General features: G+C 61.8%; 18 protein-coding genes. 9 read left to right on the top strand and 9 right to left on the bottom strand.

The annotated features are described in order from the left end of the window. Positions 1-2 precede the first annotated feature (2 nt). Positions 3-1,022, bottom strand: coding sequence for a TRAP transporter substrate-binding protein (locus AB7951_RS13570; protein WP_120289731.1), 1,020 nt, complete (start codon positions 1,020-1,022; stop codon positions 3-5). A gap of 230 nt (positions 1,023-1,252) precedes the next feature. Between AB7951_RS13570 and AB7951_RS13565 the strand changes: the two genes are divergently transcribed. Continuing rightward, positions 1,253-2,026 carry an SDR family NAD(P)-dependent oxidoreductase gene (locus AB7951_RS13565; protein WP_231080687.1) on the top strand — a complete coding sequence of 258 codons (774 nt, stop codon included), beginning with the start codon at positions 1,253-1,255 and terminating at the stop codon, positions 2,024-2,026. An 88-nt stretch (positions 2,027-2,114) separates the two neighbouring features. Here the strand turns inward: AB7951_RS13565 and AB7951_RS13560 are convergent, their stop codons facing one another. Then, on the bottom strand, positions 2,115-2,966 hold the full coding sequence (locus AB7951_RS13560; RefSeq protein ID WP_120289727.1) for an MmyB family transcriptional regulator: 852 nt from the start codon (positions 2,964-2,966) through the stop codon (positions 2,115-2,117). 96 nt (positions 2,967-3,062) lie between these two features. Here AB7951_RS13560 and AB7951_RS13555 point away from each other — a divergent pair, with 96 nt between their 5' ends. Then, positions 3,063-3,953 (top strand): SDR family oxidoreductase, encoded by an 891-nt coding sequence (locus AB7951_RS13555; RefSeq protein ID WP_120289725.1) that lies wholly within the window; start codon positions 3,063-3,065, stop codon positions 3,951-3,953. Between the two features lie 192 nt (positions 3,954-4,145). Here the strand turns inward: AB7951_RS13555 and AB7951_RS13550 are convergent, their stop codons facing one another. Together AB7951_RS13550 and AB7951_RS13545 are read right to left on the bottom strand one after the other, a co-directional pair. Further along, a complete protein-coding gene (locus AB7951_RS13550) occupies positions 4,146-5,432 on the bottom strand; it encodes a serine hydrolase domain-containing protein (RefSeq protein WP_439061594.1) in 1,287 nt (428 codons plus the stop codon). A 124-nt stretch (positions 5,433-5,556) separates the two neighbouring features. After that, positions 5,557-6,315, bottom strand: coding sequence for a hypothetical protein (locus tag AB7951_RS13545; protein ID WP_120289723.1), 759 nt, complete (start codon positions 6,313-6,315; stop codon positions 5,557-5,559). A 65-nt stretch (positions 6,316-6,380) separates the two neighbouring features. Here AB7951_RS13545 and nthA point away from each other — a divergent pair, with 65 nt between their 5' ends. Both nthA and nthB read left to right on the top strand, forming a co-directional pair. Next, on the top strand, positions 6,381-7,007 hold the full coding sequence (gene nthA, locus AB7951_RS13540) for a nitrile hydratase subunit alpha (protein ID WP_120289721.1): 627 nt from the start codon (positions 6,381-6,383) through the stop codon (positions 7,005-7,007). Then, positions 7,004-7,663 (top strand): nitrile hydratase subunit beta, encoded by a 660-nt coding sequence (gene nthB, locus AB7951_RS13535; RefSeq protein WP_120289719.1) that lies wholly within the window; start codon positions 7,004-7,006, stop codon positions 7,661-7,663. The genes nthA and nthB overlap by 4 nt, the downstream gene beginning before the upstream one ends. Before the next feature lie 5 nt (positions 7,664-7,668). Here the strand turns inward: nthB and AB7951_RS13530 are convergent, their stop codons facing one another. After that, positions 7,669-8,367: a Crp/Fnr family transcriptional regulator gene (locus tag AB7951_RS13530; protein ID WP_120289717.1), complete on the bottom strand. Its 699-nt coding sequence runs from the start codon at positions 8,365-8,367 to the stop codon at positions 7,669-7,671. A 257-nt stretch (positions 8,368-8,624) separates the two neighbouring features. On the opposite strand from AB7951_RS13530, the gene AB7951_RS13525 reads away from it, so the two are divergent. The 5 genes from AB7951_RS13525 to AB7951_RS13505 are packed head-to-tail and all read left to right on the top strand — an operon-like array spanning position 8,625 to position 12,801. Further along, positions 8,625-8,819, top strand: a complete 195-nt coding sequence (locus AB7951_RS13525; protein WP_420878700.1) for a nitrate reductase — start codon at positions 8,625-8,627, stop codon at positions 8,817-8,819. A gap of 9 nt (positions 8,820-8,828) precedes the next feature. Beyond that, entirely contained in the window at positions 8,829-9,125 is a 297-nt protein-coding gene (locus AB7951_RS13520; RefSeq protein ID WP_120289713.1) for a chaperone NapD, read from the top strand. A 12-nt stretch (positions 9,126-9,137) separates the two neighbouring features. Next, complete coding sequence (gene napA, locus AB7951_RS13515) at positions 9,138-11,633, top strand: periplasmic nitrate reductase subunit alpha (protein WP_120289711.1); 2,496 nt, start codon at positions 9,138-9,140, stop codon at positions 11,631-11,633. Next, complete coding sequence (locus AB7951_RS13510; protein ID WP_120289709.1) at positions 11,606-12,100, top strand: nitrate reductase cytochrome c-type subunit; 495 nt, start codon at positions 11,606-11,608, stop codon at positions 12,098-12,100. Before napA ends, AB7951_RS13510 begins: the two co-directional genes overlap by 28 nt. 5 nt (positions 12,101-12,105) lie before the next feature. Beyond that, positions 12,106-12,801, top strand: a complete 696-nt coding sequence (locus tag AB7951_RS13505; RefSeq protein WP_089264317.1) for a NapC/NirT family cytochrome c — start codon at positions 12,106-12,108, stop codon at positions 12,799-12,801. A 37-nt stretch (positions 12,802-12,838) separates the two neighbouring features. On the opposite strand, the gene AB7951_RS13500 is transcribed toward AB7951_RS13505, so the two are convergent. The 4 genes from AB7951_RS13500 to AB7951_RS13485 all read right to left on the bottom strand — a co-directional run bounded on the left by AB7951_RS13500 (position 12,839) and on the right by AB7951_RS13485 (position 17,142). Next, positions 12,839-13,816: a tripartite tricarboxylate transporter substrate binding protein gene (locus AB7951_RS13500; protein ID WP_439061595.1), complete on the bottom strand. Its 978-nt coding sequence runs from the start codon at positions 13,814-13,816 to the stop codon at positions 12,839-12,841. Positions 13,817-13,924: 108 nt separating this feature from the next. Further along, complete coding sequence (locus AB7951_RS13495) at positions 13,925-14,902, bottom strand: Bug family tripartite tricarboxylate transporter substrate binding protein (RefSeq protein WP_120289705.1); 978 nt, start codon at positions 14,900-14,902, stop codon at positions 13,925-13,927. A gap of 46 nt (positions 14,903-14,948) precedes the next feature. Then, positions 14,949-16,379 carry an FAD-binding oxidoreductase gene (locus tag AB7951_RS13490; RefSeq protein ID WP_439061596.1) on the bottom strand — a complete coding sequence of 477 codons (1,431 nt, stop codon included), beginning with the start codon at positions 16,377-16,379 and terminating at the stop codon, positions 14,949-14,951. Positions 16,380-16,392: 13 nt separating this feature from the next. Then, positions 16,393-17,142 carry a FadR/GntR family transcriptional regulator gene (locus AB7951_RS13485; protein ID WP_120289701.1) on the bottom strand — a complete coding sequence of 250 codons (750 nt, stop codon included), beginning with the start codon at positions 17,140-17,142 and terminating at the stop codon, positions 16,393-16,395. Between the last annotated feature and the right edge of the window lie 2 nt (positions 17,143-17,144).

Here is a 17,144-nt window from a genome sequence, read left to right as displayed (position 1 = left end):
GATCAGCCGAGCTTGCCGACGGATTTCTCAAGGATGGCCCAGGCTTCGTCGCCATATTTGCCCTGCCATTCCTTGTAGAAGCCGGCCGACTTCAGCTTGTCGCGGAACGGGCCGGGCTCGAGCTCATTAAAGGCGAGGCCCTTGGATTCCAGTTCGCCGCGCAGATTGGCGTTGAGCTTGGCAACGTCCTCGCGCTCCTTCATGCCGGCGGCATTGATGTTCTTGGCAACGATGTCGCGCAGATCGGCCGGCAGCTTCTCCCAGGCACGACGGTTGGCCAGGAACCAGTAGCCGTCCCACATGTGGTTGGTCAGCGAGCAGAACTTCTGCACTTCGTAGAACTTCGCCGTCGAGATGATCGCCAGCGGGTTTTCCTGACCTTCGACGACCTTGGTCTGCATCGCCGAATAGACTTCGCTGATATTGATCGACGCGGGCGCACTGTCGAACGCCTTGAACATCGAGGTCCACAGCGGCGACACCGGCACGCGGATCTTGAAGCCCTTCAGGTCGTCCGGGCTCTTGATCGGCTTCGTGGACGAGGTGATTTCGCGAAAACCGTTGTCCCAGATCTTGTCCATGACCACGAGATTGGCCTTGGTGATTTCCTTGCGGATATAGGCGCCGAGATCGCCGTCCATAGCCTTCCAGACCGTGTCGTAATTCGGGAAGGCGAAGCCAATGCCGTTGATCGATGCGGCTGGCACCAAAGTGGCCAGGATCAGGCCGGACAGCGTGAAGAACTCGACGCCGCCGGAGCGGATCTGGCTCAGCATGTCGGTGTCGGAGCCGAGCTGGTTGTTGGGGAATACCTGCAGGTCGACCTTGCCGTTGGTCTCGGTCTTGATCGCCGCCGACATCTCGCGGGCGCGGATGTTCATCGGATGCGTATCGGGCAGGTTATTCGCGTATTTGTAGACGTATTCCGCCTGCTGCGCGCGCGCGATGAACGGCATGCTGACGCCGCCAAATGCGGTCGCAGCGGCTGATGCCTTCAGCAGAGTCCGGCGTGAAATCGTCATTTTGTTTCTCCCAACCACTTCTTTGTTTGCCTTTGTGAGGCCCAAGGGCCCTTGCCGTCTGGTCATCATGCCCGGGCTGCCCGGTCAAGCCTTTTCGCCGTGCGACCAAAGGCCAAGGCCCAATAGAGGACGCCCGCGCACGGCTTTTGCGCCGCGCGAATTTGTGGGAAGCATCGCGCGACTGAAGCCGCCGGCAGCCAGGACCGGTGGAGGAAACGCAAGGACAGCATATGAATAGGGATCACGGCGTAGCGATCATCACCGGCGGCGCATCGGGAATCGGTTTGGCGATCGCCAAGGCGGCCGTGGGTGAGGGCTGGAAAGTGCTGCTTGCCGACCTCACCCAGCCTGCTCTGGATGCCGCCAAGGCCCAGGTCGACGCCATCAAAGCCGGTGTGACCAAAACCGTCGTCATGGATGTGGCCAATGAAGACGCCGTGATTGCCGGCCTGAAGGACTGCGAAGCCGGTTTCGGCCCGGTGCGCGGTCTGGTGAATTCTGCGGGTATCGGCCGTCAGGTGCCGTTCTTCGAGACCTCGGTAAAACTGTTTCGCGAGATCCTCGACATCAATCTGGTCGGCACCTTTGCCGTTGCCAAGGAAGCTGCGCGGCTGATGAAGGCTCATGGCGGCGGCGCCATCGTGAATGTGGCGTCGGTGTCGGGGCTGCGCGGCAATATCGAGCGCTCGGCCTATGGCGCATCCAAGGGCGGCGTCGTCACGCTGACCCAGGTGATGGCCTGCGAACTGGCGCCGCTGAAGATCCGTGTGAACGCCATTGCGCCGGGCCCGTTCGAGACGCCCATGGTGCAGGAGATGCACACGGTGGCAACGCGGGAAGGCTGGATGCAGGTGGTGCCGCAGCGGCGTTATGCCGAGCCGGAGGAGGTCGCTGGTGCCGCGATGTTCCTGCTGGATGACAGCAAGTCGAGCTTCGTCACCGGCCACATTCTCAATGTCGATGGCGGCTTCGCCGCGCATGGACTGCTGCCGAAATATCCGTAGCAAGAAACTCGTCATTCCGGGGCGTGGGCGCCCTTTCGCGCCCGCGAACCCGACCTCGTGAAAACACATCGAGATTGTCGCTGCGCACCTAGTCCTGGCTTTTCGCCGCGATCAGCGCCTTCATCCGCTCGGCATCTGCAGCCGTCTCCGGCGTATAGACCACCATGCCCAAATTCGGCTGGCCATCGACCGAGAATGTCGAATAGCTCATCGTGAATGGTCCTACGATTGGATGATTCACATGCTTCTTGCCTTCGCCATAGCTGCTGACGTCGTTGTCATGCCACATGGCTGCGAAGTCGGGGCTGATCCGGCACAGTTCATCGATCAATGTCTGGGCGCGTTCTGATGCGCCGCTGCGCGTGATGTCGGCGCGAAATGCCGCCACGGCGAAACGTGCATCGTTCTCCCAGTCCGGCATCTTGGCGCGGACATTCGGACGACAGAACAGGATACGCAGGACGTTGCGGTCGTCGGGCGCGATGTTCGGATAGTCGCCAAGCACGGCCAGCGCGGCACGATTCCAGGCCACGATATCCCAGGTCGCATTGCGCACGACGGCGGCGCTGAACTCCATCGAATCCAGCACGCGCTGCAGCGTCGGTGTGACGATATCGGACGGCTCGTAGTGGACTTCCGGCAGCCGGTGCTGCGCCAGCAGAAACAGATGCTCGCGCTCGACTGTCGATAATTCCAGTGCGCGTGAAATCCGGTCGAGCACATCGGCCGATGGCGCGCCGCCGCGTCCTTGTTCCAGCCATGTGTACCAGGTGGCGCTGACATTGGCGCGCTGCGCGACTTCCTCGCGCCGCAGGCCCGGCGTGCGGCGGCGCTCGGACGAGAAGCCGAATGCCACGGGATCCAGCCTGGCGCGGCGATCCCTGAGATAAGCGCCCAGCGGATTGGAGCCAGCGCCGGAAGTTGTTTCGGTGACCGTCATGCTCAGCCTGTTAGTCGCCATACCCGTATAACGTCACGGCTTCACGCACTGTACCGCAGGGCCGATACATCCGCGCATTCACGAGAGGAATATCACATGCGTGTCTTCGTTACCGGTGCTTCGGGCTTTGTCGGACCTGCGGTCGTTCAGGAATTGATCGGCGCCGGTCATCAGGTGCTCGGTCTCGCGCGCTCGGATGCATCTGCCAAGGCGCTGGCCGACGCTGGTGCGCAGATCCATCGCGGCGATCTGGAAGATCTGGACAGCCTGCGGTCCGGGGCTGCCAATTCAGACGGCGTGATCCATACGGCCTTCATCCACGACTTCTCGAAATTCAAGGAAAACTGCGCGATCGACGCGCGTGCCATCGAGACGCTTGGCGATGTGCTGGCGGGCTCCGAGCGGCCCTTGATCGTAACTTCGGGCATGGCCTTCATCGCGCCCGGACGCGTGGCCACCGAAGACATGGGCCCGTCGAGCGCGTCGCCAAGCCCGCGCGTATCGGAACAGGTCGCCGAACGTCTGGCGGCACGCGGCGTGCGTAGTTCGTCGGTCCGGCTGCCGCCATCGGTCCATGGCGATGGCGACCATGGCTTCGTGCCGATGCTGATCAATATCGCGCGGGAGAAGGGCGCCTCGGCCTACTTCGGCGACGGTCTCAACCGCTGGCCCGCCGCACATCGGCTGGACGTCGCCCGGCTCTACAGGCTCGTCCTCGAGCACGGTTCCGCCGACATTCGGTATCACGCGAGCGCCGAACAAGGCGTCGCATTCCGTGAGATTGCCGAGGTCATCGGCCGGCACCTGAACCTGCCAGTCGTCTCGAAATCGCCGGCTGAAGCCGCCGATCACTTCGGCTGGTTCGCAGGCTTCGCGGCCATGGACGCACCGGCGTCCAGCGCCTGGACACAACAGCGGCTTGGCTGGCGACCGACGCAGTCAGGGTTGATCCCGGACCTCGATCACGTCAGATATTTCGGCGGCTGAAGATGCAATGATGTGGGACTACAAACTGGCTCGAATGGTTGGGCGGCCAACGGGATATCGCAACAATTTGAGCTAAGTCTCTGAGATCGCTATGGGATAATATATTCCATAATATACCTTATGCGAATCCGAGATATTGGCGTGTGGTCCCAGTTTCAGTTCTCTTAAAGCCGCACCCCGGCCACGCTCCCGCTACTTCCTGATCGCCTCATAGACCAGCGTCTTCAGGATCGGCTGGATACGGCCGCGCTGGGTTGGCGTCTGCACCATCAGGATCATCACCATGTCCTGGTCCGGATAGGTCCAGAAGTAAGTTCCGGCGGCGCCGCCCCAGGCCATCTCGCCAATAAAGCCGGGCACGCCGTCCTCGCCGGGTCCTGTGCGGACGCCGAAGCCAAGACCGTAGCCGAAGCCGGCACCGGGATAATAATAGGCCCAGGGCTTCACATCACTGGCCGGCGCGACCTGGTTCTGGCGCATCAGTTGGACAGACTCGGGCTTGAGGATTCGGACGCCGCCGAGCGTGCCGCCATTGATCAGCATCTGCAGGAAGCGCGCGTAATCGCCCGTGGTGGAGACGAGGCCGCCTCCTCCTGACTCCCATCTTCGCTTCACCGTGGGATCGCTGATGGTCTCGTTGCCGATGATGCGGTCGGTTGGCATCGGCTGCGCAATGCGCGGCGCTTTGGCGGGATCGAGCACGTAATAGCCGGTGTCGGTCATGCCTAGCGGATCGAACAGATACTGCTTCTGGAAATCGTACAGCGATTGGCCCGAGGCGATCTCGATGATGCGGCCGAGCAAATCGGTCGAATGGCCGTAATCCCACACCGTGGCCGGCTGATAGGCCAGCGGCAGTTTCGCAAGCCGCGCCGCGAAATCGGCATTGTCGAAATCGCCGTCGAACAGGCCCGCATCGAGATAAAGCTGCGTGATCAGCCCGAGATTGGTGAAGGCCGAACTGATGCCGGACGATTGCCGCATCAGGTCGAGCACGGTGATCGGTTTCTCGGCCGGCGCAAAGTCCAGATAGGATTTCCCGCCGGCATCCGTGCGCTCGGTCGCGACCTGCGGATGGGCGAAAGACGGAATAAACTTGGCGATGGGATCGTCGAGCCTGAGCTTACCCTGCTCCACCAAAATCATAGCCGCGACCGATGTCACAGGCTTCGACATCGAATACAGCCGGAAGATCGTATCCGTCGTCATCGGCGCCATGGTCGCGGGATCGCGAACGCCGAAGGCCTCGTAATAGACCGGTTTGCCGCGGTGCTGGATCAGCATGATCGCGCCGGCGAGATGGCCCTGGCCGACTTCGCGGTCGAGCATGTCGGTGACGCGGTTCAGGTCGTCCTGGGAAAAGCTGCTGAGATCTGGCTTGTCGGTCAGCAGGCTGGTGCCTGCCAATGCTGGCGTGACCAGCACTGCGGCGATGGTGAGGACGGATAGGAAGTCGCAAGATCGTCGCAAGATTGACACTGGATTTCCGCAAGCCGGCTTGAACACGGTAGGACGTTAACATCGAGATATTTCAGATGCTTGTCAGAAAATCACGCAATTTGCCGATATCGCGGTTTTACAGCGATTGCCGGCCCCAGGTGAATCACAAATGCGCGTCGGGTTTGCTCACGCTTCCGGGCGGCGGAAACCGGATCGTGGTGCCCAAAGTGATCCAGTTGGAATTCTCCCCGGTGATGTTGCGGCCATAGATCACATCGACCGAGAAAATGTCGTTGGGCCGATAGCGCACGCCGGTCTGGACGCGCGGCTGGATCACGCTGGCGAATTCGGCGCGGCCCGCCTGCCCGTACAGTTCCACTGTGTATTGCAGCACGTCGGTGAATTTCCAGTCGAAGCCGACGCCATAGGTGAAGTAGTGGCGATCGAGCACGCGATCCCACAGCCAGCCGGCATTGAGATTGATGCGTGTGGTTTCGGAAAAGCGATAGGTCGCCGGAATCTCGGCGAAGACGGCGGTGTTCTGGCCGGTCATGGCGTCGAATGTGCCGCTGGCCAATGCCGATACGCCGAATTTGCCGATCCCGGTCGGCTCGATATTGATCTTCGCTTTCGGCGCCAGCGTGGTGCTGAACTCGCCATCGGAGCGGCTGTGATTGGTGAGCACGCTGAGTTCGACCGGACGCGTGATCTCGACCACGCAGGACGGATTGGCCACCGCCGCAAAGTCGCTATTGGTGGCCATCGAATACCAGCTCTCGACCTTGCAGGAGCCGAGGTCCGAGATATCCGCGGCATCGACCGCATAGGCGCCATTGGCCGCCTCCGCATGGCCCGAAGCCACCAGCAGCGCGACCAGAACGAAGCCGAACAGCGTCAGCGCGCGATAACGAGGAGCAGCCATGCTGTAGACCTAACTGAGTCCCGAAATCCTCGACAGAACAATCGCGCCTCGCTTATCCTGAGGGTATGAGCGAACACCATCATGACCACGATCACGATCATTCCGAATTGTCGGACACCGAGCTGCGCGTCCGTGCACTCGAGACCATCCTGACCGAGAAAGGCTATATCGATCCAGCGGCGCTGGACGCGATGATCCAGGCCTATGAGACCAAGATCGGGCCGCACAACGGCGCCCTGGTGGTCGCGAAAGCCTGGACCGATCCGGCCTTCAAGGCGGCGCTACTGGCCGACGGCTCAGCGGCAATCGGCACGCTTGGCCATGTCAGCCGCACCGGCGATCATCTCGTCGTGGTCGAGAACACGCCCGAGCGCCATAACATGGTCGTGTGCACGCTGTGCTCCTGTTACCCCTGGGAAATGCTCGGCCTGCCCCCGGTCTGGTACAAGGCCGCGCCCTACCGCTCCCGCGCCGTCAAGGATCCGCGCGGTGTGCTGGCAGACTTCGGCTTCACGATTCCGAATGACACCGAGATCCGCGTTTGGGATTCGACGGCAGAGACACGTTTTCTCGTGTTGCCGATGCGACCTGCCGGCACCGAGGGCTGGAGCGAAGAACAACTGGCCGAACTGGTCACGCGCGACTCGATGATCGGCACAGGTCTGGTGACAGCGCCGGGAGCGCCGTCATGAACGGCGTCCACGACATGGGCGGCATGGACGGTTTCGGCAAGGTCGAGCCGGAACCGAACGAGCCGATGTTTCATGCGGAGTGGGAAGCACGCGTGCTGGCCATGGTGCGTGCCATGGGCGCGGCAGGCGCCTTTAACATCGACGCCTCACGCTTCTACCGCGAGACGCTGCCGCCGGAGGTCTATCTCTCCAGCAGCTACTACAAGAAGTGGTTTCTCGGCCTTGAGGATATGCTGGTCGAGCGTGGCTTCCTCGCTGCCGATGAGATCAAGGCCGGCCACGCATCCGTGCCGCCGAAGCCGCTGAAGCGCGGCAGCTTCACCGTTGATAGTGTCGAGCGCGTGTTGACCCGCGGCTCGTTCACGCGCCCTGCTTCGGCGCCTGCCGCATTCGCGATCGGCGATCGCGTGCGGATGAAGAACATCCATCCGACCACCCATACGCGCTTGCCGCGCTATGTCCGCGGCCATATCGGCGTGATCGAGCGAATTCACGGCGCGCATGTCTATCCCGACACTGCGGCCCACGACCAGGGCGAAAATCCGCAATGGCTCTACACCGTCGTGTTCGACGGCGCCGAACTGTGGGGACCCGATGGCGATCCGACGCTGAAAGTGTCGGTCGAGGCGTTCGAGCCATATCTCGACCCGGCGTAATTGCCTCAGTGCGCCCGCACGTCGCCCGCCAGGCCCGCGAGTCTGGCGGGATCGATGACCGTCAAGCGGCCGCGACCGGCTTTCAGAATCAGCATCCGGTTCCAGGCCGAAACGGTGCGGCTGACCGTGAACAGCGTGGTGTCGCTGAGTTCGGCCAGTTCCTGGCGCGAGATCCTCAGTTCGATCGGAACGCACTCACCATCCGGATCTCCTTCCCGCACCAGGCGCAGAACGATCCGTGCGATACGTCGATCGGCATTCTCACTCGTTGCCTCGTGAAGACGGCGCAGCAGATGATCGGTTTGCCGTCCGACGATACCGAGGACATTTATCGCGAGCTGCGGGACAACATGCATCAATCCGCTGAAGCGATCGGCGGACCAGCACAGCAGTTCGGTCGCGACTGTCGCGCGCAGGGTTGTCGGGCGAGAAAAATTGCCGAACATCGATGCGGCTCCGGCGAGATCGCCGCGTCGCATGAATTGCAGCGTTTTCTGCGCGCCATGCGCATCGATCATTGTCTTCTTGAGCTGACCATCGATGACCACAGCGATTATCGCCGGTAGGTCGCCCTGTTGCCAGAGCGAACAACCGCAATCCAGAACGTACTTTCTGCCAGCTTCGATGACGATGCCGCGTGCGCCCTCGTCCAGGCCTGCAAAAAGCGGCGTTTGACCAAACGAATTGCACATCTCACGATCCATTGCTCGCCTTCCGGAACGAGCGATTTCGCCGAGCAGCTGTCGCAATCAAATAAAACTGTCATCAAAGATTCTGATGCGAGCGGCTCTGCACGACGACATCGCGATCAGAACAACGATATCAAATAAATCCTCCGCAGAGTTTGTTGTTTGATCCAGCGCAAAGAAGGTGGGCGCTGCAGCAGGCATATTGCCCTCGCTCTAGGCGAATCTCGCCTCTTCTCCAGGCATATGGCCGCAAACCGAAGGGGGAGCATATGGTGACGGACCAGAATATTGCTCAGCCTGCAGAGGCTCAAAGACGCAACAGCCGCATGTCGGAGTTGCTCGTCTTTCTCACGATCGTCGTTCTCATCTGGCCCGTCGTCGCGGTGGGCGTGGTCGGCGGTTACGGCTTTCTGGTCTGGATGACCCAGATGATTTTCGGCCCGCCCGGCCCGCCTCTGCTTCACTAGGACTTTCACATGACAGACAAACTCACCAGACGCGCTCTGTTGACCGGCGCGACCGCCGGCGCGTCCGCGCACGACAATGAGCACATCTCCAGCGCCGTCGTGTCGGTGCTTCCGGCCCATATCGACGCGGTATCTGCGCGGTTGTCGAGCCTTCCCGGTGTCGAGATACATCACCGCACGGCCTCCAAACTCGTGGCGGTCCTCGAAGGGCCAGGCAGCGGCGCACTAGGTGCGATGCTCGCAGACATCTCATCGTGGCCGGGCGTGCTCTCGGCCAACATGGTCTTCGAACAGCGTCTCGACTAGGAGAACGACGAAATGCCCCTTTCGCGGCGTGATCTACTCAAGGCTCAGGCAGCAGCCATCGCTGCAGCGGCGGCTGGCATCAACGTTCCGGCGGCCGCTCAGTCGATTGCCGGCGGCGTTGGGTCGCTGTCCATCAAATGGTCGAAGGCGCCGTGCCGGTTCTGCGGCACCGGTTGTGGCGTCATGGTCGGCGTCAAGGACAACAAGGTCGTCGCCACCCATGGCGACACGCTGGCGGAAGTAAACCGCGGCCTGAACTGCATCAAGGGCTACTTCCTCTCCAAGATCATGTACGGCGCCGACCGCCTGACCACGCCCCTCCTCCGCAAGAAGAACGGCGTGTTCGACAAGAACGGCGAACTCACACCGGTGAGCTGGGACGAAGCATTCGACACCATGGCGCAGCGCGCCAAAGCGACGCTGAAAGAAAAAGGACCGACTGCAATCGGCATGTTCGGATCGGGTCAGTGGACGATCCTCGAAGGTTATGCCGCGACCAAGCTGATGCGCGCGGGTTTCCGCTCCAACAATCTCGATCCCAATGCACGGCATTGCATGGCGTCCGCGGCCGTGGCTTTCATGCGCACCTTCGGCATGGACGAGCCGATGGGATGCTACGATGACTTCGAGGCCGCCGATGCCTTCGTGCTGTGGGGCTCGAACATGGCCGAGATGCATCCGATCCTGTGGACGCGCCTCACCGATCGCCGCCTTGGTCATCCGCATGTGAAAGTCGCGGTGCTCTCGACCTTCACGCATCGCAGCTCTGACCTTGCCGACATCCCGATCGTGTTCAAGCCGGGCACTGATCTTGCCATTCTCAACTTCATCGCCAACCACATTATCTCGACTGGTCGCGTGAACACCGAATTCGTCAACAACCATACGACGTTCGTGAAGGGCACGACGGATATCGGCTACGGGTTGCGTCCCGAACATCCACTGGAGAAGAAAGCCAAGGGCGCAGCCACGGCCGCAGCGACGACGCCAATCGATTTCGCGGCCTACGCCGAATTCGTGAAGGACTATTCGCTCGAGAAGGTGTCGAAGCTGACCGGTGTCGAGCCCGGCTTTCTGCTGGAGCTCGCCGAGCTCTACGCCGATCCGAAGCGCAAGGTGATGTCGCTCTGGACCATGGGTTTCAACCAGCACGTCCGCGGCGTCTGGGCCAACCAGCTCGTCTACAACATCCATCTGCTGACCGGCAAAATCTCTGAGCCCGGCAACTCGCCGTTCTCGCTGACGGGGCAGCCATCGGCCTGCGGTACGGCGCGCGAGGTCGGCACCTTCGCGCACCGCCTCCCCGCCGACATGGTGGTAACCAACCCGGAGCACCGCAAGCACGCTGAAGAAATCTGGCGCGTGCCGCATGGCCTCCTGCCCGACAAGATCGGTTATCACGCCGTCGAGCAGGACCGCATGTTGCATGACGGCAAGCTGAACTTCTACTGGGTTCAGGTGAACAACAATGTGCAGGCGGCGCCCAACAGTTCGGGTGAGACATATCCGGGCTATCGCAACCCCGCCAACTTCATCGTCGTATCGGATGCCTATCCGACGGTGACGGCGATGTCCGCCGATTGTGTGTTGCCAGCGGCGATGTGGGTCGAGAAGGAAGGCGCCTACGGCAATGCCGAACGACGCACCCATGTCTGGCGCCAGCTGGTCGATGCGCCCGGCCAGGCGCGCTCGGATCTCTGGCAGCTGATGGAGTTCTCCAAGCGGTTCACGACGGACGAAGTGTGGCCCGCCGCCCTCCTCGAGGCCAATCCGAACTACAAGGGCAAGACGCTGTTCGATGTGCTGTATCGCAACGGCGAGGTCAACAAATTCCCCGTCGGCGAAATCCCAGCTGACTACGAAAACCACGAGTCCAAGGACTTCGGTTTTTATGTGCAGAAGGGGCTGTTCGAGGAATATGCCACGTTCGGCCGCGGCCATGGCCACGACCTTGCGCCCTGGGACGTCTATCACGAGGTGCGCGGCCTTCGCTGGCCGGTGGTCAATGGCAAGGAGACCAAGTGGCGCTACCGCGAAGGTCTCGATCCCTACGTGAAGCCGGGCAAGAAGATCGAATTCTACGGCAATCCGGACGGACGCGCGCGCATCATCGCGGTGCCCTACGAGCCGCCGGCCGAGTCGCCCGATGCTGAGTTCGATCTGTGGCTGGTGACCGGCCGCGTGCTGGAGCATTGGCACTCCGGCTCGATGACCATGCGCGTGCCCGAGCTCTACAAGGCGTTTCCCGGTGCGCGCTGCTTCATGCATGCGGAAGACGCACGGGCCCGCGGCCTCAATCAGGGCGCCGAAATCCGGCTGATGTCGCGGCGCGGTGAGATCCGCACGCGCGTTGACACGACCGGACGCAACCGCATGCCCCGCGGCGTGGTGTTCGTGCCGTGGTTCGATGCCAGCCAGCTGATCAACAAGGTCACGCTGGATGCAACCGACCCGATCTCCAAACAGGCGGACTTCAAGAAATGCGCGGTCAAGATCGTTTCCGTTTAAGTGCGATGAAGACGGTCATCGCCGCAATCATCGCCGGCACCATGGTGCTGGTGTCCGGTGCGATCTATGCGCAGTCTGTCCAGACAACGCCACGGATCGTGCCGCGCGTCACCGGCGCAGCGCAGCCGATGGGCGACGTTCCTGCGCCGCCCTTCCCGCGGCCCGTCACCGACGACAAGCGCGTGATGCGGAACTATCCGGAGCAGCCACCGGTCATTCCGCATTCGATCGAAAACTATCAGCTCACGCTGCGGGCCAATCGCTGTCTTGAATGCCATCGCCGCGAATATACCGAAGGCTCCGGTGCGCCGATGATCAGCATTACGCATTTCATGGATCGCGATGGCCAGATGCTCGCCGATGTGACACCGCGACGCTATTTCTGCACGGCCTGCCACGTGCCGCAAACCGACGCGCGTCCGCTAGTGCCGAACACCTTCACCGACATGAAGGCATCCGGCAGGTGAGCGCCATGAAGTGGTTGATATCCAAGTTTCTGTGGTTCTGGCGCATCGCCAGCCGACCGGCCACGCATATCAGTCTCGGCGTGCTGGCGCTGGGCGGCTTCCTCGGTGGCGTGATCTTCTGGGGCGGTTTCAATACGGCGCTGGAAGTCACCAATACCGAGAAATTCTGCACCGGCTGTCATGAGATGCGTGACAACGTGTATCAGGAGCTGCAGCGAACGCCGCATTTCGCCAATCGATCCGGCGTGCGTGCCACCTGTCCGGATTGCCATGTGCCGCATAACTGGACCGACAAGATCGCGCGCAAGATGCAGGCGTCGAAGGAAGTGTGGGGCAAGATTTTCGGCACGATCTCGACGCGCGAGAAGTTCCTCGACATGCGTCTGGAGCTTGCCAAACATGAATGGGCGCGCCTGAAGGCCAATGACTCGCTGGAGTGCCGCAACTGCCACTCGGCGATCGCAATGGATTTCACCAAACAGGCGCCCCGCGCGGCGGCGATCCATGCCAAGTTCCTCGTCACCGGCGAGCGCACCTGTATCGATTGCCACAAGGGCATCGCGCATGAATTGCCTGACATGTCCGGGATCGAGCCCGGCTGGAGCGCCCCGGCCGAACTTCGCGACCGCCATAGCCACCACACGCCCGATGCGGATCGGTTGTCGCGCTATCTGGCATCGGTGAAGGAGACGCAGCCGTAGGGTGAATGAGCGAAGCTGACCCACCCTACGGCACGCCTCAGTTCATCGTGATGTTGGCCTTCTCGATCACACTCTTCCAGCGCTGCGTTTCGCTGGCGATGTATTTGGCGAACTCGTCCGGCGGGACCGCCACGGCGACGGCCCCGAGTTCGGACATCTTTTTCTTCGTCTCGGGCAACTGCATGAATTCGCGGATCGAGACTGACAGCTTATCGGTGATGGCTTTCGGCGTTCCGGCCGGTGCCATGAAGCCGTGCCAGGCGACGGCCTCAAAACCCGACAGGAATTCGGACACCGCCGGCAGGTTCGGATCGAACTCGGCGCGCTTCGGCGAGGCCGTCGCCAGCATCGCGAGCTTACCGGCTGCCGCATGCGGCAGCAGCAGTGGCACGTTGTCGAAGGCGATATCGATCTGGCCGCTCAGCAAGTCCGTAACCATCTGGCTCGAGCCCTTGTAGGGCACGTGCACCATCTTGGTGCCGGTCATTTGCTGGAACAGTTCGCCGGCAAGATGCTGCGTTGTTCCGACGCCGGCCGAACCGAATGTCACCTTGTCGGGATTGGCTTTGATATAGGCGATCAGGTCCGGCACCGTGCGCGCCGCGATCCTGGTCGGGTTCACCACCAGGACATTCGGCACCATGCTGATCTGCGCGATCGGCACGAGATCCTTTTCGGGATTGTAGGAGAGTTTTGCGCCATACAGCGTCGGATTGATCGACAGCGCCGAGGTGCTGGCAAGGCCGACCGTGTAGCCGTCGGGCGCCGCGCGCGCGACGCGGGTGACGCCGATGATGCTGCCGGCACCGCCGACATTCTCGATGATGACCGTCGCGCTCATCTTCTTTTGCAGATGTTCCGACACCATGCGCGCAAAGATATCGGCCGTGCCGCCGGCGGCGAACGGAACGATGCTGGTGATCGGGCGGCTCGGGTAATTCGTGTCCTGGGCCGTCGCTTGCGTGAGCGTTCCAAGCATCAGGCAGGCAGCCGTCAGGATTGACCGAAGTCTCATTGAACATTCCTCCATGTGTTTTTCTATTTTGATCGTCGGCGTCCTTTGGTGGACGCTCGATATTGGGGGTGGTGACGAACGTGACGTCGTCACCACCTGCGCGGTCGTCTAGTTCATCGTAACGTTGGCCTTCTCCATCACACCCTTCCAGCGCAAGGTCTCGCTGGCGATGTATTTGGTGAACTCATCCTGCGGGATCGCCACGGCGACTGCGCCGAGTTCAGCCATCTTTTTCTTGGTTTCCGGCAGGCTCATGAATTCGCGGATTTCCGCCGAGAGCTTGTCGACGATCGGCTTCGGTGTCGCTGCGGGTGCGATGAAACCGTGCCAGGCGACAGCCTCGAAGCCCGGCAGGAATTCGGCGACGGCCGGGACATTCGCATCGAACTCGGCGCGCTTCGGCGTTGCCGTGGCGAGCATCGCCAGCTTGCCGCCGGCCACATGCGGCAGCAGCAGCGGGACATTGTCGAAAGCGATGTCGATCTGACCCGAGATCAAGTCGGTGACCATCTGGCTCGAGCCCTTGTAGGGTACGTGAACCATCTTGGTGCCGGTCATCTGCTGGAACAGCTCGCCGGCAAGATGCTGCGACGTGCCCGGTCCGGCCGAGCCGAACGTCACTTTGTCTGGATTGGCCTTCATGTATTCGATCAACTCTGGAACCGTGCGGGCCTTGATGCGATCGGGATTCACCACCAGCACGTTAGGTACGATGCTCACTTGGGCGAAGGCCACCAGATCCTTCTCCGGCTGGAACTGAAGCTTGCTGCCATAGAGCGAGGGCGCGATCGCCAGCGGCGAGGTGCTGGCGAGGCCGATCGTGTAGCCATCAGGCTGCGCCTTGGCGACACGGTTGACGCCGATATTGCCGCCGGCGCCGCCCATATTTTCGACCAGCACGGTAGCGCCGAGTTTCTTTTGCAGGTTCTCCGACACCATGCGGGCGATGATGTCCACGGTGCCGCCGGCGGCGAAGGGCACGACGATGGTGATCGGCTTGGTCGGATATTTTGCGTCCTGCGCACTCGCCTGCCCGACGGCGCCCACGGCGACGCAGGCCGCCATCAGGATGGATTTGATTTTCATGCGTGTTCCTCTTCTCGAATGGGTATCTGATGAATGCAGCCGTCGCTTATTGCGCAGGCAGCACTTTTCCGGGATTCATGATGTCGTTCGGATCGAGCATCTGCTTGACGCTACGCAGCAGTCGCAGCTCGGTCGGCTTGGTGACGCGCGCAAGCCGCTCGCGATTGGCGATGCCGATGCCGTGTTCGGCACTGATGCTGCCGCCGAGCGCAACGGTCTCTTCATCGACGATGGTGTTGATGCCGCGGATCGTGTCCTGGATCTGATCCTTCTGGTTCTGTTCGAGGCCTGGAATGATGGCGAGGATGTGGATGTTGCCGTCGCCGATATGGCCATGCATCACGATGCGGGCGTCGGGCCGATAGGCAGCGATGCGCTTCTCCACCTGCGTGACGAACGTTGCCTGCTGCGACAAGGGCACGGCGCTGTCATGCGAGATGACGTAACCGGCCTTCTTGCTGCCTTCCGACACGCTGTGGCGGATCTTCCAGAACGCCGCAGCCTGCGTCTCGCTCGAGGCCACCAGCGCATCGGTGATCAGCTCGCGCTCATAGGCGTTACTGAGCAACGCTTCGAGCGCTGCATTCAGATCCACCGACACCAGCGTGTCGACGAGTTCGATCAGCACATACCAGGGCGTATCCAGCTCGAACGGGATGTTCACTAGCGGCAGGTTCTCGGCGATCACCTCGATCTGGCCGCGCGACATCACTTCGAAGGCGCCGATGCGGTCACCGAGTTCGGTACGTGCCTGTGCGAGCAGGTCGAGCACCGCATCGATGCTGTTCAGCTTGGCGAAGGACACCGCCCTCGCCCGTGGCTTCGGAAACAGCTTCAGCACCGCGCCGGTGATAATGCCGAGCGTACCTTCGGCGCCGATGAAGAGCTGCTTGGTGTCAAAGCCCGTGGAGTCCTTGCGCAGCGCCGTCATGCCGTCGAGGATCTCGCCATCGGGCAGCACGACTTCGAGGCCGAGCGCGAGTTCGCGTGTGGTGCCGTAGCGCAACACGGCGGTGCCGCCGGCATTGGTGGAAAGATTGCCGCCGATCTGGCACGAACCTTCAGCGCCGAGGCTGAGCGGAAACAGGCGGTCGATATCGTCGGCAGCCTTTTGGATGTCGGCGAGGATGCAGCCGGCATCGACGGCGATGGAGTCGCCGAGGCGGCTGACGCTGCGGATCTTGTTGAGACGATCAAGACGCAACACGGTCATGTCGCGCTCGCCGAGCGGAGTCGCAGCGCCGCACATGCCGGTGTTGCCGCCCTGCGGGACAATCGCGATGCCGGCAGCCGCACAGGCCTTCACGACATCAGAGACTTCCTGCGTCGAGCCAGGCTTGACCACGGCCAGCGCCTTGCCGTGATAGCGGCCGCGCCAGTCGACCACATAAGGTTCGAAATCGCCGCCGGGACCGATCAGGTGTCGGTCGCCGACGATGCCGGCAAGCATTGCAAGAAATGCGGTATGGTCAGTCAATTCACTCTCCCCGTCACCGGAACGAGAGGTCGAGCAGTCGGCCTTCGAACAGGCGATCGCGCGAGCTTTCGAGATGGAGACGCATGGCCGTGCGCGCCGCTTCGGCGTCGCGATCACGGATCGCTTCAAAAATACTGCTGTGTTCCTCGAACACCTGTTCAAGGCCGGGCCGCGGGCCCATCAGCGACAGGCCGTGCAGCTTCATGCCGACAGCGACGTGGTCCTTGAGGGCGTTCAGCGAGGTCGCGAAATAATGATTGTTGGTCGCCTCGGAGACAGCGAGATGGAAGGCGTAGTCGGCGTCTTCGCGATGCTTGCGCTTCTTCGTCGCCTCGCGCAGCAGGCCGAGCGCGGCTTCCATCTTGCCGAGATTGTCGTCGCTGCGTCGGAGCGCTGCAAAATGCGCGGCATCGGCTTCCATGGTGATGCGGAATTCGAAGCAACGCTGGATGTCCGCGATGGTCTCCACCCGCGCGAAGCCGAGTGGCTGTGGCTGCGCACGCATCTGGACGAAACTGCCTGCGCCCTGTCGCGACATGATCAGGCCGTCTTCGCGCAACCGGCCGAGGGCTTCGCGCAGCACCGGGCGGGAGACGTCGAACATGTCGGAAAGTTCGTGCTCGCCAGGCAGCTTCTGGTCCGGTGCGTAGTCGCCATTGGCGATGCGCTGCGCGAGTTCGCCATAGACCTTGTCGACGAGCGAACCAGCGGCACCGCGCGGACGCGGCGCTTCAGGCAATTCAGAGGGATCAATCGGCTTCATGA

It is taken from the genome of Tardiphaga sp. 285_C5_N1_2, from assembly GCF_052076065.1.
GTDB classification, from domain to species: Bacteria; Pseudomonadota; Alphaproteobacteria; order Rhizobiales; family Xanthobacteraceae; genus Tardiphaga; species Tardiphaga robiniae.
Note: the sequence above shows the minus strand (reverse complement) of the source record. Positions and strands in the feature narration are given on the sequence as shown.

What these genes read in the sequence shown, in the direction of transcription:
- nthB (WP_120289719.1), top strand. Translation starts at nt 7,004, where the DNA reads ATGAACGGCGTCCACGACATGGGCGGCATGGACGGTTTCGGCAAGGTC.
- AB7951_RS13565 (WP_231080687.1), top strand. Translation starts at nt 1,253, where the DNA reads ATGAATAGGGATCACGGCGTAGCGATCATCACCGGCGGCGCATCGGGA.
- AB7951_RS13570 (WP_120289731.1), bottom strand. Translation starts at nt 1,022, where the DNA reads ATGACGATTTCACGCCGGACTCTGCTGAAGGCATCAGCCGCTGCGACC.
- AB7951_RS13545 (WP_120289723.1), bottom strand. Translation starts at nt 6,315, where the DNA reads ATGGCTGCTCCTCGTTATCGCGCGCTGACGCTGTTCGGCTTCGTTCTG.
- AB7951_RS13530 (WP_120289717.1), bottom strand. Translation starts at nt 8,367, where the DNA reads ATGGATCGTGAGATGTGCAATTCGTTTGGTCAAACGCCGCTTTTTGCA.
- AB7951_RS13485 (WP_120289701.1), bottom strand. Translation starts at nt 17,142, where the DNA reads ATGAAGCCGATTGATCCCTCTGAATTGCCTGAAGCGCCGCGTCCGCGC.
- nthA (WP_120289721.1), top strand. Translation starts at nt 6,381, where the DNA reads ATGAGCGAACACCATCATGACCACGATCACGATCATTCCGAATTGTCG.
- AB7951_RS13500 (WP_439061595.1), bottom strand. Translation starts at nt 13,816, where the DNA reads ATGAGACTTCGGTCAATCCTGACGGCTGCCTGCCTGATGCTTGGAACG.
- AB7951_RS13520 (WP_120289713.1), top strand. Translation starts at nt 8,829, where the DNA reads ATGACAGACAAACTCACCAGACGCGCTCTGTTGACCGGCGCGACCGCC.
- AB7951_RS13555 (WP_120289725.1), top strand. Translation starts at nt 3,063, where the DNA reads ATGCGTGTCTTCGTTACCGGTGCTTCGGGCTTTGTCGGACCTGCGGTC.
- AB7951_RS13510 (WP_120289709.1), top strand. Translation starts at nt 11,606, where the DNA reads ATGCGCGGTCAAGATCGTTTCCGTTTAAGTGCGATGAAGACGGTCATC.
- AB7951_RS13505 (WP_089264317.1), top strand. Translation starts at nt 12,106, where the DNA reads ATGAAGTGGTTGATATCCAAGTTTCTGTGGTTCTGGCGCATCGCCAGC.
- napA (WP_120289711.1), top strand. Translation starts at nt 9,138, where the DNA reads ATGCCCCTTTCGCGGCGTGATCTACTCAAGGCTCAGGCAGCAGCCATC.
- AB7951_RS13560 (WP_120289727.1), bottom strand. Translation starts at nt 2,966, where the DNA reads ATGACGGTCACCGAAACAACTTCCGGCGCTGGCTCCAATCCGCTGGGC.
- AB7951_RS13495 (WP_120289705.1), bottom strand. Translation starts at nt 14,902, where the DNA reads ATGAAAATCAAATCCATCCTGATGGCGGCCTGCGTCGCCGTGGGCGCC.